Annotated in this window: 9 protein-coding genes, 3 tRNA genes and 3 rRNA genes; 6 read left to right on the forward strand and 9 right to left on the reverse strand. The window is 52.0% G+C overall.

The genetic code is table 11. The features are described 5' to 3' along the window. Positions 1–87 precede the first annotated feature (87 nt). Positions 88–1,263 (reverse strand): MFS transporter, encoded by a 1,176-nt coding sequence (locus QEN32_RS17250; RefSeq protein ID WP_079905685.1) that lies wholly within the window; start codon positions 1,261–1,263, stop codon positions 88–90. A gap of 104 nt (positions 1,264–1,367) precedes the next feature. Between QEN32_RS17250 and yafC the strand changes: the two genes are divergently transcribed. Continuing rightward, positions 1,368–2,282: a DNA-binding transcriptional regulator YafC gene (yafC, locus tag QEN32_RS17255; RefSeq protein ID WP_000648534.1), complete on the forward strand. Its 915-nt coding sequence runs from the start codon at positions 1,368–1,370 to the stop codon at positions 2,280–2,282. Between the two features lie 21 nt (positions 2,283–2,303). Here the strand turns inward: yafC and dkgB are convergent, their stop codons facing one another. From dkgB to gmhB, 8 genes are all read right to left on the reverse strand, one after another. Continuing rightward, on the reverse strand, positions 2,304–3,107 hold the full coding sequence (gene dkgB / locus QEN32_RS17260; RefSeq protein WP_079897690.1) for a 2,5-didehydrogluconate reductase DkgB: 804 nt from the start codon (positions 3,105–3,107) through the stop codon (positions 2,304–2,306). Between the two features lie 164 nt (positions 3,108–3,271). Beyond that, positions 3,272–3,348 (reverse strand) — tRNA-Asp (locus tag QEN32_RS17265). Between the two features lie 191 nt (positions 3,349–3,539). Further along, a 5S ribosomal RNA gene (gene rrf / locus QEN32_RS17270) occupies positions 3,540–3,655 on the reverse strand. A 196-nt stretch (positions 3,656–3,851) separates the two neighbouring features. Next, positions 3,852–6,858 (reverse strand): 23S ribosomal RNA (locus tag QEN32_RS17275). A 182-nt stretch (positions 6,859–7,040) separates the two neighbouring features. Further along, a tRNA-Ala gene (locus tag QEN32_RS17280) sits at positions 7,041–7,116 on the reverse strand. A 111-nt stretch (positions 7,117–7,227) separates the two neighbouring features. Continuing rightward, positions 7,228–7,304 (reverse strand) — tRNA-Ile (locus QEN32_RS17285). Positions 7,305–7,373: 69 nt separating this feature from the next. After that, positions 7,374–8,915, reverse strand: a 16S ribosomal RNA gene (locus QEN32_RS17290). Together the 16S, 23S and 5S rRNA genes with 3 tRNA genes alongside form the textbook arrangement of a ribosomal RNA operon. 367 nt (positions 8,916–9,282) lie before the next feature. Beyond that, positions 9,283–9,849: a D-glycero-beta-D-manno-heptose 1,7-bisphosphate 7-phosphatase gene (gene gmhB / locus QEN32_RS17295; RefSeq protein WP_001140158.1), complete on the reverse strand. Its 567-nt coding sequence runs from the start codon at positions 9,847–9,849 to the stop codon at positions 9,283–9,285. 189 nt (positions 9,850–10,038) lie between these two features. Here gmhB and metN point away from each other — a divergent pair, with 189 nt between their 5' ends. The 5 genes from metN to tsaA all read left to right on the forward strand — a co-directional run bounded on the left by metN (position 10,039) and on the right by tsaA (position 13,797). Beyond that, entirely contained in the window at positions 10,039–11,070 is a 1,032-nt protein-coding gene (metN, locus tag QEN32_RS17300) for a methionine ABC transporter ATP-binding protein MetN (protein ID WP_000594021.1), read from the forward strand. Beyond that, positions 11,063–11,716 (forward strand): methionine ABC transporter permease MetI, encoded by a 654-nt coding sequence (locus QEN32_RS17305; RefSeq protein WP_001287486.1) that lies wholly within the window; start codon positions 11,063–11,065, stop codon positions 11,714–11,716. The genes metN and QEN32_RS17305 overlap by 8 nt, the downstream gene beginning before the upstream one ends. A gap of 38 nt (positions 11,717–11,754) precedes the next feature. Beyond that, positions 11,755–12,570 (forward strand): methionine ABC transporter substrate-binding lipoprotein MetQ, encoded by an 816-nt coding sequence (gene metQ / locus QEN32_RS17310; protein WP_000874215.1) that lies wholly within the window; start codon positions 11,755–11,757, stop codon positions 12,568–12,570. Between the two features lie 118 nt (positions 12,571–12,688). Then, a complete protein-coding gene (rcsF, locus tag QEN32_RS17315) occupies positions 12,689–13,093 on the forward strand; it encodes an Rcs stress response system protein RcsF (RefSeq protein WP_001202315.1) in 405 nt (134 codons plus the stop codon). Further along, positions 13,090–13,797 (forward strand): tRNA (N6-threonylcarbamoyladenosine(37)-N6)-methyltransferase TrmO, encoded by a 708-nt coding sequence (gene tsaA, locus QEN32_RS17320; RefSeq protein ID WP_000093986.1) that lies wholly within the window; start codon positions 13,090–13,092, stop codon positions 13,795–13,797. Before rcsF ends, tsaA begins: the two co-directional genes overlap by 4 nt. Positions 13,798–13,836 lie beyond the last annotated feature (39 nt).

Here is a 13,836-nt window from a genome sequence, read left to right on the forward strand (position 1 = left end):
ACTGGTTCTTCTGTTATAGGGATTTTAGCACTCACTTTCAACGAACAATTGCAGTTTGTTTTGTAAGTAGGCGCTTACATCAATAATTTACTCCAGAGCAATGCGTACAGGTTTATCAAGACGTCCGCTGACGCCCATCAGCAGGAAAGCCACCAGAACAATGAGGGCGCCAATCCACGGCGTCTGCGCCAAACCGTAATGCTCCACCGTTTGCCCGCCAATCACGGAGCCCAGCGCAATACCAATGTTAAACGCCGCAATGTTCAGACCTGACGCCACATCTACCGCATTGGGCGTAAATTGTTCCGCTTTCTGTACCACGTAGACCTGCAACCCCGGTACGTTACCGAAAGCAAAGATCCCCATCACCAGAATGGTAGCCAGCGCGGCATACTGCGTGGAAGCCGTCACCTGGAAGACCATCAGCAGAACAAACAGCGCGGCGAAAATGAATTTCAGAGCCGGCACGGCACCATGCTTATCCGCCAGTTTACCGCCCCAGATATTGCCGATAGCCACAGATACGCCATAACCCAGCAAGATCCAGCTCACTGCTGCCGGGGAGAATCCAGCCAGATCCTGCATCATCGGCGCCAGGAAGGTGAATGCCGTGAATACACCGCCGTAGCCCAGCGCCGTAACGGCGTAAATCAGCAACAGACGAGGATGGGTCAGCACTTTCACCTGGTCACGAATGCTGGCGGCAGCCCGACCGGGGATGTTGGCCGGGATCAGCAGTTGGCTACTAATCAGCGCAATCACTCCTAACAGTGATACAGCAAGAAAAGTCTCTCGCCAGCCAAAGTGCTGACCGATAAACGTACCCAGCGGTACGCCGGTTACCAGCGCCACCGTTAAGCCGCCAAACATAATGGCGATGGCGGAAGCCGCTTTCTCTTTCGGCACCAGACTTGTCGCGATGGTAGAGCCAATTGAGAAGAACACACCGTGCGCCAGCCCCGTCAGCAGACGGGCGACGATTAATGTCATATAGCCCGGTGCCTGCCATGCCAGCAAATTTCCGGCCGTAAACAAGACCATCAGCGCGACCAGTAACTGTTTACGCGGCAGGCGTCCGGTCAGAGCAGTCAGCACCGGCGCGCCAATAGCCACGCCCAGCGCATAGATTGAAACCAACATTCCGGCGGAAGGTAACGAGATCGCCAGTTGTTGTGCAATGGTCGGCACCAGGCCGACAATCACAAACTCAGTCGTGCCAATAGCGAAGGCACTTATTGTCAGTGCAAATAAAGCGAGAGGCATAAATAACTCCATAACATCAGTAATCAGATGACACGCAGTATGCCTGGATGTTTTAATGACAAAAATATTCAAAATATCAATTTAATTTTGCTTCAGGTGCAAAAATGAAAGCAACCTCCGAAGAACTTGCAATTTTTGTCGCTGTCGTGGAAAGCGGCAGCTTCAGCCGGGCGGCAGAGCAGCTTGGACAGGCCAATTCCGCTGTCAGCCGGGCAGTTAAAAAGCTGGAGATGAAGCTCGGCGTCAGTCTGCTTAATCGTACGACCCGACAGCTGAGCCTGACTGAAGAAGGAGAGCGATACTTCAGGCGCGTGCAGCAGATACTGCAAGAAATGGCCGCCGCAGAAACGGAAATCATGGAGTCGCGTAATACCCCGCGCGGCTTACTGCGTATCGATGCGGCAACGCCGGTAATGCTGCATTTCCTGATGCCGCTGATTAAACCTTTTCGTGAACGGTATCCGGAAATAACGTTGTCTCTTGTCTCCTCAGAAACGTTCATCAATCTTATTGAACGAAAAGTGGATGTTGCGATACGCGCAGGCACGTTGACAGATTCAAGTCTGCGCGCGCGTCCGTTATTTACCAGTTATCGTAAGATTATCGCCTCACCGGATTATATTGCCCGTTTTGGCAAGCCAGAGACCGTTGAAGAGTTAAAACGGCATCTGTGCCTGGGGTTCTCAGAACCTGTTTCGCTCAATACCTGGCCGATTGCCTGTAGCGACGGGCAGCTCCATGAGATCAAATGTGGGATTTCTTCCAATAGCGGGGAAACGTTAAAACAACTTTGCCTGAACGGTAACGGCATTGCATGTCTTTCAGATTATATGATTGATAAAGAGATCGCGCGGGGAGAACTGGTGGAACTGCTGGCCGATAAACGTCTGCCGGTAGAAATGCCTTTCAGCGCCGTTTACTACAGCGATCGCGCCGTCAGCACACGCATTCGGGCATTTATCGACTTTTTGAGCGAATATATAAGAACAGCCCCCGCAGGAGCTGTGAAAGAGGGGTAAAGGGTACAAAGGGTCAGGCAATTAATCCCACTCAGGGGCCAGTCCTTCCGGGCTAACCAGACGATCGTTGCAGTCCAGTGCCGCGATCGCATTTTTATCTTCGGCATCCAGATGCAGGTCCTGCGCCAGCAGGTTGCTTGCCAGGTTTTCACGCCTGGTGGATGAAGGGATCACGGAGTAACCTTCACCCATTGCCCATGCCAGAATAACCTGCGCCGGGGTCGCATTATGTTTAGCCGCAATGCGCGCAATCACTTCATCTTTCAGCGCTTTACCGTATGCCAGCGTCATGTAAGAGGTGATATGGATACCGTGCGCTTTCGCCCAGTCAACCACCTTACGATTCTGCAGATACGGAGATAGCTCAATCTGGTTGGTGGCGATATGGTCTGCGCCCACCGCGGCAATAGCCTTTTTCATCAACGGAATGGTGAAGTTTGAAATGCCAATTTCGCGAGTCAGCCCTTGTTTTTTAGCTTCCAGCAATGCCTGCATAAATTCTTCGACAGACACAGCATCACCCGGAGATGGCCAGTGGATCAGCGTCAGATCGACATAATCGGTACGCAGTTTTTTCAGGCTCTCTTTCAGGCTTGGGATTAGCTTGTCTTTGCTAAGGTTTTCAATCCAGATCTTGGTGGTGATGTACAGCTCATTACGCGGTACGCCGCTCTCAGCAATCGCCTGTCCAACAGCCGCTTCATTATCATAGATTTGCGCAGTGTCGACAGCACGGTAGCCCAGTTCAAGTGCCGTTTTCACAGAAGCGATAACCACGTCGTCTTTCAGGCGAAAAGTACCTAAACCGAATGCAGGGATAGTCATAGAATTCCTCTTTTTAATCACTATGTTCGTTAACTGAGGGAATTATGACCTTCAGCGCTTTGTAGAAAAAGAGCGAGAAATGCAGAGGATTTTTGCGAATTGAGCAATAATTAAATGATATGCAAAGAAAAAGCCCTGAGCTAATGCTCAGGGCTCTTAATAAGTGGCGGAACGGACGGGACTCGAACCCGCGACCCCCTGCGTGACAGGCAGGTATTCTAACCAACTGAACTACCGCTCCACCGAATTTCTTTGTCACAACCCGGATTTTCATCCCGGTTTACTGCAATTTGATGCCTGGCAGTTTATGAATCACTTCGTGATTCACCCTTCGGGCCGTTGCTTCGCAACGTTCAAAAGCTTTCGCTTTTGTCCTACTCTCTGTCGAGTAGTGAACTGCCCCGAAAGTTAATGCCATACTTCTAATTTGATGCCTGGCAGTTCCCTACTCTCGCATGGGGAGACCCCACACTACCATCGGCGCTACGGCGTTTCACTTCTGAGTTCGGCATGGGGTCAGGTGGGACCACCGCGCTAGTGCCGCCAGGCAAATTCTTTGTGCTCTGTCCTGTGTCTTTTACACTGATACGGCGTTGGCTGCTCTTGCGAGCGTCAGTCACATACTTCTGTATGCTCCTTCCGTCGCTGCGTTTGCCGCCTTGTCTCAGCGTAAAATCCTTCGGACTCTGAATCTGAGCTGAAAATTGTTGTCTTCTCAATCCGCCAAAACATCTTCGGCGTTGTAAGGTTAAGCCTCACGGTTCATTAGTACCGGTTAGCTCAACGCATCGCTGCGCTTACACACCCGGCCTATCAACGTCGTCGTCTTCAACGTTCCTTCAGGAGACTTTAAGTCTCAGGGAGAACTCATCTCGGGGCAAGTTTCGTGCTTAGATGCTTTCAGCACTTATCTCTTCCGCATTTAGCTACCGGGCAGTGCCATTGGCATGACAACCCGAACACCAGTGATGCGTCCACTCCGGTCCTCTCGTACTAGGAGCAGCCCCCCTCAGTTCTCCAGCGCCCACGGCAGATAGGGACCGAACTGTCTCACGACGTTCTAAACCCAGCTCGCGTACCACTTTAAATGGCGAACAGCCATACCCTTGGGACCTACTTCAGCCCCAGGATGTGATGAGCCGACATCGAGGTGCCAAACACCGCCGTCGATATGAACTCTTGGGCGGTATCAGCCTGTTATCCCCGGAGTACCTTTTATCCGTTGAGCGATGGCCCTTCCATTCAGAACCACCGGATCACTATGACCTGCTTTCGCACCTGCTCGCGCCGTCACGCTCGCAGTCAAGCTGGCTTATGCCATTGCACTAACCTCCTGATGTCCGACCAGGATTAGCCAACCTTCGTGCTCCTCCGTTACTCTTTAGGAGGAGACCGCCCCAGTCAAACTACCCACCAGACACTGTCCGCAACCCGGATTACGGGTCCACGTTAGAACATCAAACATTAAAGGGTGGTATTTCAAGGTCGGCTCCATGCAGACTGGCGTCCACACTTCAAAGCCTCCCACCTATCCTACACATCAAGGCTCAATGTTCAGTGTCAAGCTATAGTAAAGGTTCACGGGGTCTTTCCGTCTTGCCGCGGGTACACTGCATCTTCACAGCGAGTTCAATTTCACTGAGTCTCGGGTGGAGACAGCCTGGCCATCATTACGCCATTCGTGCAGGTCGGAACTTACCCGACAAGGAATTTCGCTACCTTAGGACCGTTATAGTTACGGCCGCCGTTTACCGGGGCTTCGATCAGGAGCTTCGCTTGCGCTGACCCCATCAATTAACCTTCCGGCACCGGGCAGGCGTCACACCGTATACGTCCACTTTCGTGTTTGCACAGTGCTGTGTTTTTAATAAACAGTTGCAGCCAGCTGGTATCTTCGACTGACTTCAGCTCCGTGAGTAAATCACTTCACCTACATGTCAGCGTGCCTTCTCCCGAAGTTACGGCACCATTTTGCCTAGTTCCTTCACCCGAGTTCTCTCAAGCGCCTTGGTATTCTCTACCTGACCACCTGTGTCGGTTTGGGGTACGATTTGATGTTACCTGATGCTTAGAGGCTTTTCCTGGAAGCAGGGCATTTGTTGCTTCAGCACCGTAGTGCCTCGTCGTCACGCCTCAGTGTTAAAGTGAACCGGATTTACCTGGAACACACACCTACACGCTTAAACCGGGACAACCGTCGCCCGGCCAACATAGCCTTCTCCGTCCCCCCTTCGCAGTAACACCAAGTACGGGAATATTAACCCGTTTCCCATCGACTACGCCTTTCGGCCTCGCCTTAGGGGTCGACTCACCCTGCCCCGATTAACGTTGGACAGGAACCCTTGGTCTTCCGGCGAGCGGGCTTTTCACCCGCTTTATCGTTACTTATGTCAGCATTCGCACTTCTGATACCTCCAGCAACCCTCACAGGCCACCTTCGCAGGCTTACAGAACGCTCCCCTACCCAACAACACACAGTGTCGCTGCCGCAGCTTCGGTGCATGGTTTAGCCCCGTTACATCTTCCGCGCAGGCCGACTCGACCAGTGAGCTATTACGCTTTCTTTAAATGATGGCTGCTTCTAAGCCAACATCCTGGCTGTCTGGGCCTTCCCACATCGTTTCCCACTTAACCATGACTTTGGGACCTTAGCTGGCGGTCTGGGTTGTTTCCCTCTTCACGACGGACGTTAGCACCCGCCGTGTGTCTCCCGTGATAACATTCTCCGGTATTCGCAGTTTGCATCGGGTTGGTAAGCCGGGATGGCCCCCTAGCCGAAACAGTGCTCTACCCCCGGAGATGAGTTCACGAGGCGCTACCTAAATAGCTTTCGGGGAGAACCAGCTATCTCCCGGTTTGATTGGCCTTTCACCCCCAGCCACAGGTCATCCGCTAATTTTTCAACATTAGTCGGTTCGGTCCTCCAGTTAGTGTTACCCAACCTTCAACCTGCCCATGGCTAGATCACCGGGTTTCGGGTCTATACCCTGCAACTTAACGCCCGGTTAAGACTCGGTTTCCCTGCGGCTCCCCTATACGGTTAACCTTGCTACAGAATATAAGTCGCTGACCCATTATACAAAAGGTACGCAGTCACCCCACCCCAAAGCACTCACCGCTTGTTTTGTGTGTTGGGCGTCGCAAACGACGCTCCGCCACCGCGATGCTGCTTTGCAGGGCCTTCAACACCAGAGAATGCTTTGGTGGTGGGGCTCCCACTGCTTGTACGTACACGGTTTCAGGTTCTTTTTCACTCCCCTCGCCGGGGTTCTTTTCGCCTTTCCCTCACGGTACTGGTTCACTATCGGTCAGTCAGGAGTATTTAGCCTTGGAGGATGGTCCCCCCATATTCAGACAGGATACCACGTGTCCCGCCCTACTCATCGAGCTCACAGCACATGCGCTTTTGTGTACGGGGCTGTCACCCTGTATCGCGCGCCTTTCCAGACGCTTCCACTAACACACATGCTGATTCAGGCTCTGGGCTCCTCCCCGTTCGCTCGCCGCTACTGGGGGAATCTCGGTTGATTTCTTTTCCTCGGGGTACTTAGATGTTTCAGTTCCCCCGGTTCGCCTCATTAACCTATGGATTCAGTTAATGATAGTGTGACGAGTCACACTGGGTTTCCCCATTCGGGTATCGCCGGTTATAACGGTTCATATCACCTTACCGGCGCTTATCGCAGATTAGCACGCCCTTCATCGCCTCTGACTGCCAGGGCATCCACCGTGTACGCTTAGTCGCTTAACCTCACAACCCGAAGATGTTTCTTACGATTCATCATCGTGTTGCGAAAATTTGAGAGACTCACGAACAACTTTCGCTGTTCTGTGTTTCAATTTTCAGCTTGATCCAGATTTTTAAAGAGCAAAACTTCGCAGTGAACCCTTTCAGGTACACTCTGAAGTATTTTTTCGTAAACACTCACGAGATGGTGGAGCTATGCGGGATCGAACCGCAGACCTCCTGCGTGCAAAGCAGGCGCTCTCCCAGCTGAGCTATAGCCCCATCGTGTAGTCAGAACCTCTTTACCGATAATTTTTCCTGAGACAAGGCGTGGAATAACGAAGCATACATCAGTATGTGAGTTATTTCACAACGCAGTATTCAGGGAAAATCTGGTAGGCCTGAGTGGACTTGAACCACCGACCTCACCCTTATCAGGGGTGCGCTCTAACCACCTGAGCTACAAGCCTGTAGAGGTTTTACTGCTCGTTTTTCATCAGACAATCTGTGTGAGCACTTCAAAGTACGCTTCTTTAAGGTAAGGAGGTGATCCAACCGCAGGTTCCCCTACGGTTACCTTGTTACGACTTCACCCCAGTCATGAATCACAAAGTGGTAAGCGCCCTCCCGAAGGTTAAGCTACCTACTTCTTTTGCAACCCACTCCCATGGTGTGACGGGCGGTGTGTACAAGGCCCGGGAACGTATTCACCGTGGCATTCTGATCCACGATTACTAGCGATTCCGACTTCATGGAGTCGAGTTGCAGACTCCAATCCGGACTACGACGCACTTTATGAGGTCCGCTTGCTCTCGCGAGGTCGCTTCTCTTTGTATGCGCCATTGTAGCACGTGTGTAGCCCTGGTCGTAAGGGCCATGATGACTTGACGTCATCCCCACCTTCCTCCAGTTTATCACTGGCAGTCTCCTTTGAGTTCCCGACCTAATCGCTGGCAACAAAGGATAAGGGTTGCGCTCGTTGCGGGACTTAACCCAACATTTCACAACACGAGCTGACGACAGCCATGCAGCACCTGTCTCACAGTTCCCGAAGGCACCAATCCATCTCTGGAAAGTTCTGTGGATGTCAAGACCAGGTAAGGTTCTTCGCGTTGCATCGAATTAAACCACATGCTCCACCGCTTGTGCGGGCCCCCGTCAATTCATTTGAGTTTTAACCTTGCGGCCGTACTCCCCAGGCGGTCTACTTAACGCGTTAGCTCCGGAAGCCACGCCTCAAGGGCACAACCTCCAAGTAGACATCGTTTACGGCGTGGACTACCAGGGTATCTAATCCTGTTTGCTCCCCACGCTTTCGCACCTGAGCGTCAGTCTTTGTCCAGGGGGCCGCCTTCGCCACCGGTATTCCTCCAGATCTCTACGCATTTCACCGCTACACCTGGAATTCTACCCCCCTCTACAAGACTCAAGCCTGCCAGTTTCGAATGCAGTTCCCAGGTTGAGCCCGGGGATTTCACATCCGACTTGACAGACCGCCTGCGTGCGCTTTACGCCCAGTAATTCCGATTAACGCTTGCACCCTCCGTATTACCGCGGCTGCTGGCACGGAGTTAGCCGGTGCTTCTTCTGCGGGTAACGTCAATTGCTGCGGTTATTAACCACAACACCTTCCTCCCCGCTGAAAGTACTTTACAACCCGAAGGCCTTCTTCATACACGCGGCATGGCTGCATCAGGCTTGCGCCCATTGTGCAATATTCCCCACTGCTGCCTCCCGTAGGAGTCTGGACCGTGTCTCAGTTCCAGTGTGGCTGGTCATCCTCTCAGACCAGCTAGGGATCGTCGCCTTGGTGAGCCGTTACCTCACCAACAAGCTAATCCCATCTGGGCACATCTGATGGCAAGAGGCCCGAAGGTCCCCCTCTTTGGTCTTGCGACGTTATGCGGTATTAGCCACCGTTTCCAGTAGTTATCCCCCTCCATCAGGCAGTTTCCCAGACATTACTCACCCGTCCGCCACTCGTCAGCGAAGCAGCAAGCTGCTTCCTGTTACCGTTCGACTTGCATGTGTTAGGCCTGCCGCCAGCGTTCAATCTGAGCCATGATCAAACTCTTCAATTTAAAAGTTTGATGCTCGTGAATTAAACTTCGTAATGAATTACGTGTTCACTCTTGAGACTTGGTATTCATTTTTCGTCCGAGGACGTTAAGAATCCGTATCTTCGAGTGCCCACACAGATTGTCTGATAAATTGTTAAAGAGCAGTGCAACGCGGCTTTCGCTCACCGTTGCGAGGTGGCGTATATTACGCTTTCCTCTTTCAGAGTCAACCCTGAATTTCAGGATTTTTCTCTTCAACCGACCGGCTGTTTGTGTGAAGTGATTCACATCCGCCGTGTCGATGGAGGCGCATTATAGGGAGTCGGTTCAGGAAGACAAGCGGAAAAATGCATTTTTGTTTTAACCGCTCATCTTTTATCCATAACGCTTATTTTTGCTGCTTTTTTATCGCCGATGGCAGATCGGCAAGGCTGTTTAACACCCAGTCCGCCGCGTTTTCTGCTTCTGCCGTGACCGGTTTGCCCGTACGCACCAGCACTTTTGTCCCGACATTTGCCGCCGCAGCCGCCTGCATATCTTCCAGCTTGTCTCCCACCATATAAGAAGCCGCCATATCGATATGCAGGAAATCACGCGCCGAGATAAGCATTCCTGGATGCGGCTTGCGGCAATCACATACCTGACGGAACTCTTCTATACTGCCCTGCGGATGGTGAGGACAATAATAGATGCCGTCCAAATCAACATCGCGATCCGCCAACGACCAGTCCATCCATTCGGTTAACGTTTCAAACTGCGCCTCAGTGAATTTGCCGCGCGCGATTCCGGACTGGTTCGTCACCACCACCAACGCATAGCCCATTTTTTTTAGCTCGCGCATCGCGTCAATAACACCGTCTATAAACTCGAATGCATCGATTTCATGTACGTAGCCGTGATCCACATTAATGGTGCCGTCACGGTCGAGAAAAATTGCGGGTACAGACTTTGCCACCTTTTATAGCTCCTGAGTAAAGCAAGTGGCGCTAGTATCGCATGTTTCAGCAGGCAAGAAAGTGCTCATCGTATAAAGCCTGATTGATTTAGACGTCTGGATGCCTTAACATCCATTCTGTTGACGGCGTTGACCGTATTAGGCAGACGAAAATGCCTCCGCTCATTTCATTACGATAATAAAGAATCAATGATTAAACTTTCGAATATTACCAAAGTGTTCCAGCAGGGGACGCGCACCATTCAGGCGCTAAATAATGTCAGCCTGCACGTGCCTGCCGGGCAGATTTATGGCGTCATTGGCGCCTCCGGCGCCGGTAAAAGTACGCTTATCCGCTGCGTTAACTTACTTGAACGCCCAACCGAAGGTAGCGTTCAGGTCGGCGGTCAGGAGCTGACAACGCTTTCAGAGTCTGAGTTGACCAAAGCTCGCCGTCAAATCGGCATGATTTTCCAACATTTTAACCTGCTCTCTTCCCGTACCGTGTTTGGCAACGTCGCGTTGCCGCTGGAACTGGATAACACACCAAAGGAAGAGATCAAACGCCGTGTCACAGAGCTGCTGGATTTAGTCGGTCTTGGCGACAAGCACGACAGCTATCCGGCAAATCTTTCCGGCGGTCAGAAACAGCGTGTCGCGATTGCCCGCGCGTTAGCCAGTAATCCAAAAGTGTTGCTGTGCGATGAAGCCACCAGCGCGCTTGATCCCGCAACGACCCGTTCGATTCTGGAATTGCTGAAAGATATCAACCGTCGTCTGGGGTTGACGATTCTGCTTATCACTCATGAAATGGATGTCGTGAAACGTATCTGCGACTGCGTTGCCGTTATCAGTAATGGCGAGCTTATTGAGCAGGATACGGTCAGCGAAGTCTTCTCGCATCCTAAAACGCCGCTGGCGCAGAAGTTTATTCAGTCCACTCTGCACCTGGACATTCCGGAAGATTACCAGGCGCGTTTGAAAGCGTCGCCGGAAACTGACAGCGTGCCGATGCTGCGCATGGAGTTCACCGGACAGTCTGTGGATGCCCCGCTGCTTTCTGAAACCGCGCGTCGTTTCAACGTGAACAATAATATTATCAGCGCGCAGATGGATTACGCGGGCGGTGTGAAGTTCGGCATTATGCTAACGGAAATGCACGGCACACAAGAAGAGACGCAAGCCGCAATTGCCTGGCTGCAGGATCACCATGTGAAAGTAGAGGTACTGGGTTATGTCTGAGGCAATGATGTGGTTACTGGTTCGTGGCGTCTGGGAAACGCTGGCGATGACCTTTGTCTCCGGTTTCTTCGGTTTCGTGATTGGCCTGCCGGTTGGCGTATTGCTGTATGTTACGCGCCCGGGGCAGATTATGGAGAACGCCAGGCTGTATCGCTCCCTCTCTGCGGTGGTCAATATTTTCCGCTCGATTCCCTTTATCATCCTGCTGGTGTGGATGATTCCTTTTACCCGAATAATTGTCGGCACCTCCATTGGTTTGCAGGCCGCGATTGTACCACTGACCGTCGGCGCCGCGCCTTTTATCGCCCGTATGGTAGAAAATGCGTTGTTAGAGATCCCTGCCGGGCTGATTGAAGCCTCGCGAGCGATGGGCGCCACGCCGCTGCAAATTGTACGTAAAATCCTTTTACCGGAAGCGCTGCCTGGTCTGGTAAATGCGGCAACCATTACACTGATCACCCTGGTCGGTTACTCCGCAATGGGCGGCGCCGTCGGCGCAGGCGGCCTCGGTCAAATCGGCTATCAGTACGGTTATATTGGATACAATGCTACCGTGATGAATACGGTGCTGGTATTACTTGTCGTTCTGGTTTATTTAATTCAGTTATCCGGCGATCGCATCGTCAGGGCTGTCACGCATAAGTAACGTTAAACACAACACAAATACTCATTAAGGAAATAAGCATGGCGTTCAAATTCAAAACCTTTGCGGCAGTGGGTGCTCTGATTGGTTCTCTGGCACTTGCGGGTTGCGGTCAGGATGAAAAAGATCCGAACCATATTAAAGTCGGCGTAATCGTTGGCGCAGAGCAGCAAGTTGCCGAAGTCGCGCAAAAAGTCGCGAAAGAAAAATACGGCCTGGACGTGGAATTGGTGACCTTTAATGATTATGTTCTGCCTAATGAAGCGCTGAGCAAAGGCGATATCGATGCCAATGCCTTCCAGCACAAACCGTATCTGGATCAGCAAATCAAAGATCGCGGCTACAAACTGGTTTCTGTAGGTAAGACTTTTGTCTATCCCATTGCAGGATATTCCAAAAAAATCAAATCACTGGATGAGCTCAAGGACGGTTCCCAGGTCGCTGTGCCTAACGACCCGACCAACCTTGGTCGTTCCCTGCTGCTGCTGCAAAAAGTAGGGCTGATTAAACTGAAAGACGGCGTCGGTCTGCTTCCTACCTCGCTGGATATCGTGGAAAACCCGAAAAATCTGAAAATTGTTGAGCTGGAAGCGCCGCAGTTGCCGCGTTCGCTGGATGACGCGCAGATCGCGTTAGCGGTCATCAATACGACTTACGCCAGCCAGATTGGCCTGACGCCAGCGAAAGACGGTATCTTCGTTGAAGATAAAGATTCTCCGTACGTTAACCTGATCGTGACGCGTGAAGATAACAAAGACGCCGAGAATGTGAAAAAATTCGTTCAGGCTTACCAGTCTGATGAAGTGTACGAAGCCGCAAATAAAGTTTTTAATGGCGGCGCGGTGAAAGGCTGGTAAGTTTTAGGCTGATTCCACAATCTGTAATATTATTCAGGACGGGCTATTGCCCGTCTTGTCATTTATGCAAGCTCCTGATTCAATATCTGGCAATTAGAACATTCATTGAGGAAATATTATGCGTGCTTTACCGATCTGTTTATTGGCACTCATGCTGGGCGGTTGTTCCATGCTAAGCAGATCCCCTGTTGAACCCGTTCAAAGCACCGCAACCCCGCCAAAAGCGGAGCCGGAGAAACCTAAAGCGCCGCGTGCCGCTCCCGTCAGGATTTACACCAATGCTGAAGACTTAGTCGGCAAACCTTTCCGCGATCTTGGCGAGGTTAGCGGCGAATCCTGCCAGGCGACAAATCAAGACTCTCCGCCTAACATTCCAACTGCGCGCAAGCGTATGCAGATTAATGCATCTAAAATGAAAGCCAACGCCGTCCTGCTGCATAGCTGTGAAATTACCAGCGGCACGCCAGGCTGCTATCGTCAGGCGGTTTGTATCGGGTCCGCCCTGAATATTTCGGCGAAATGAGCAGCTTTCAGTTTGAACAAATCGGCGTTATTCGCTCCCCCTATAAAGAAAAATTCGCCGTTCCGCGCCAGCCTGGTCTGGTCAAAAGCGCCTGCGGCGAACTGCATCTGATAGCGCCTTACAACCAGGCCGATGCCGTTCGCGGCCTGGAAGCGTTCAGCCATTTGTGGGTGCTTTTCGTTTTTCATCAGACGATGGACGGCGGCTGGCGGCCGACAGTTCGTCCGCCCCGTCTTGGCGGTAACGCCAGAATGGGCGTTTTTGCCACGCGCTCCACGTTCCGCCCCAATCCGATTGGCATGTCGCTCGTTGCGCTAAAAGGTATCGAGTGCCGGAAAGAGAGCGTAATTCTGAAATTAGGCAGTCTGGATCTGGTGGATGGCACGCCGGTCGTGGATATCAAACCGTATTTACCGTTTGCCGAGGCCTTACCGGACGCCGCCGCCAGCTATGCGCAACAGGCGCCGATAGCTGAAATGCCCGTGAGTTTTACCGCTGAGGTGGCTCAACAGCTTACGACGCTGGAAAGGCGTTATCCGCAGCTACGGACATTTATTTGCGATGTGCTGGCGCAAGATCCTCGCCCGGCTTATCGTAAGGGTGAAGAGACGGGCAAAACCTATGCCGTCTGGCTGCATGATTTTAACGTGCGCTGGCGTGTGGTTAACTCGGGATTTGAAGTGTTTGCGCTGGAACCACGGTAATTTCACGCCCTTCTCTTTTGACATCTCTTGCACGCTGGT

The sequence above is a fragment of the Salmonella sp. SA14318 genome (genome assembly GCF_029866905.1).
Classification (GTDB): domain Bacteria; phylum Pseudomonadota; class Gammaproteobacteria; order Enterobacterales; family Enterobacteriaceae; genus Salmonella; species Salmonella enterica.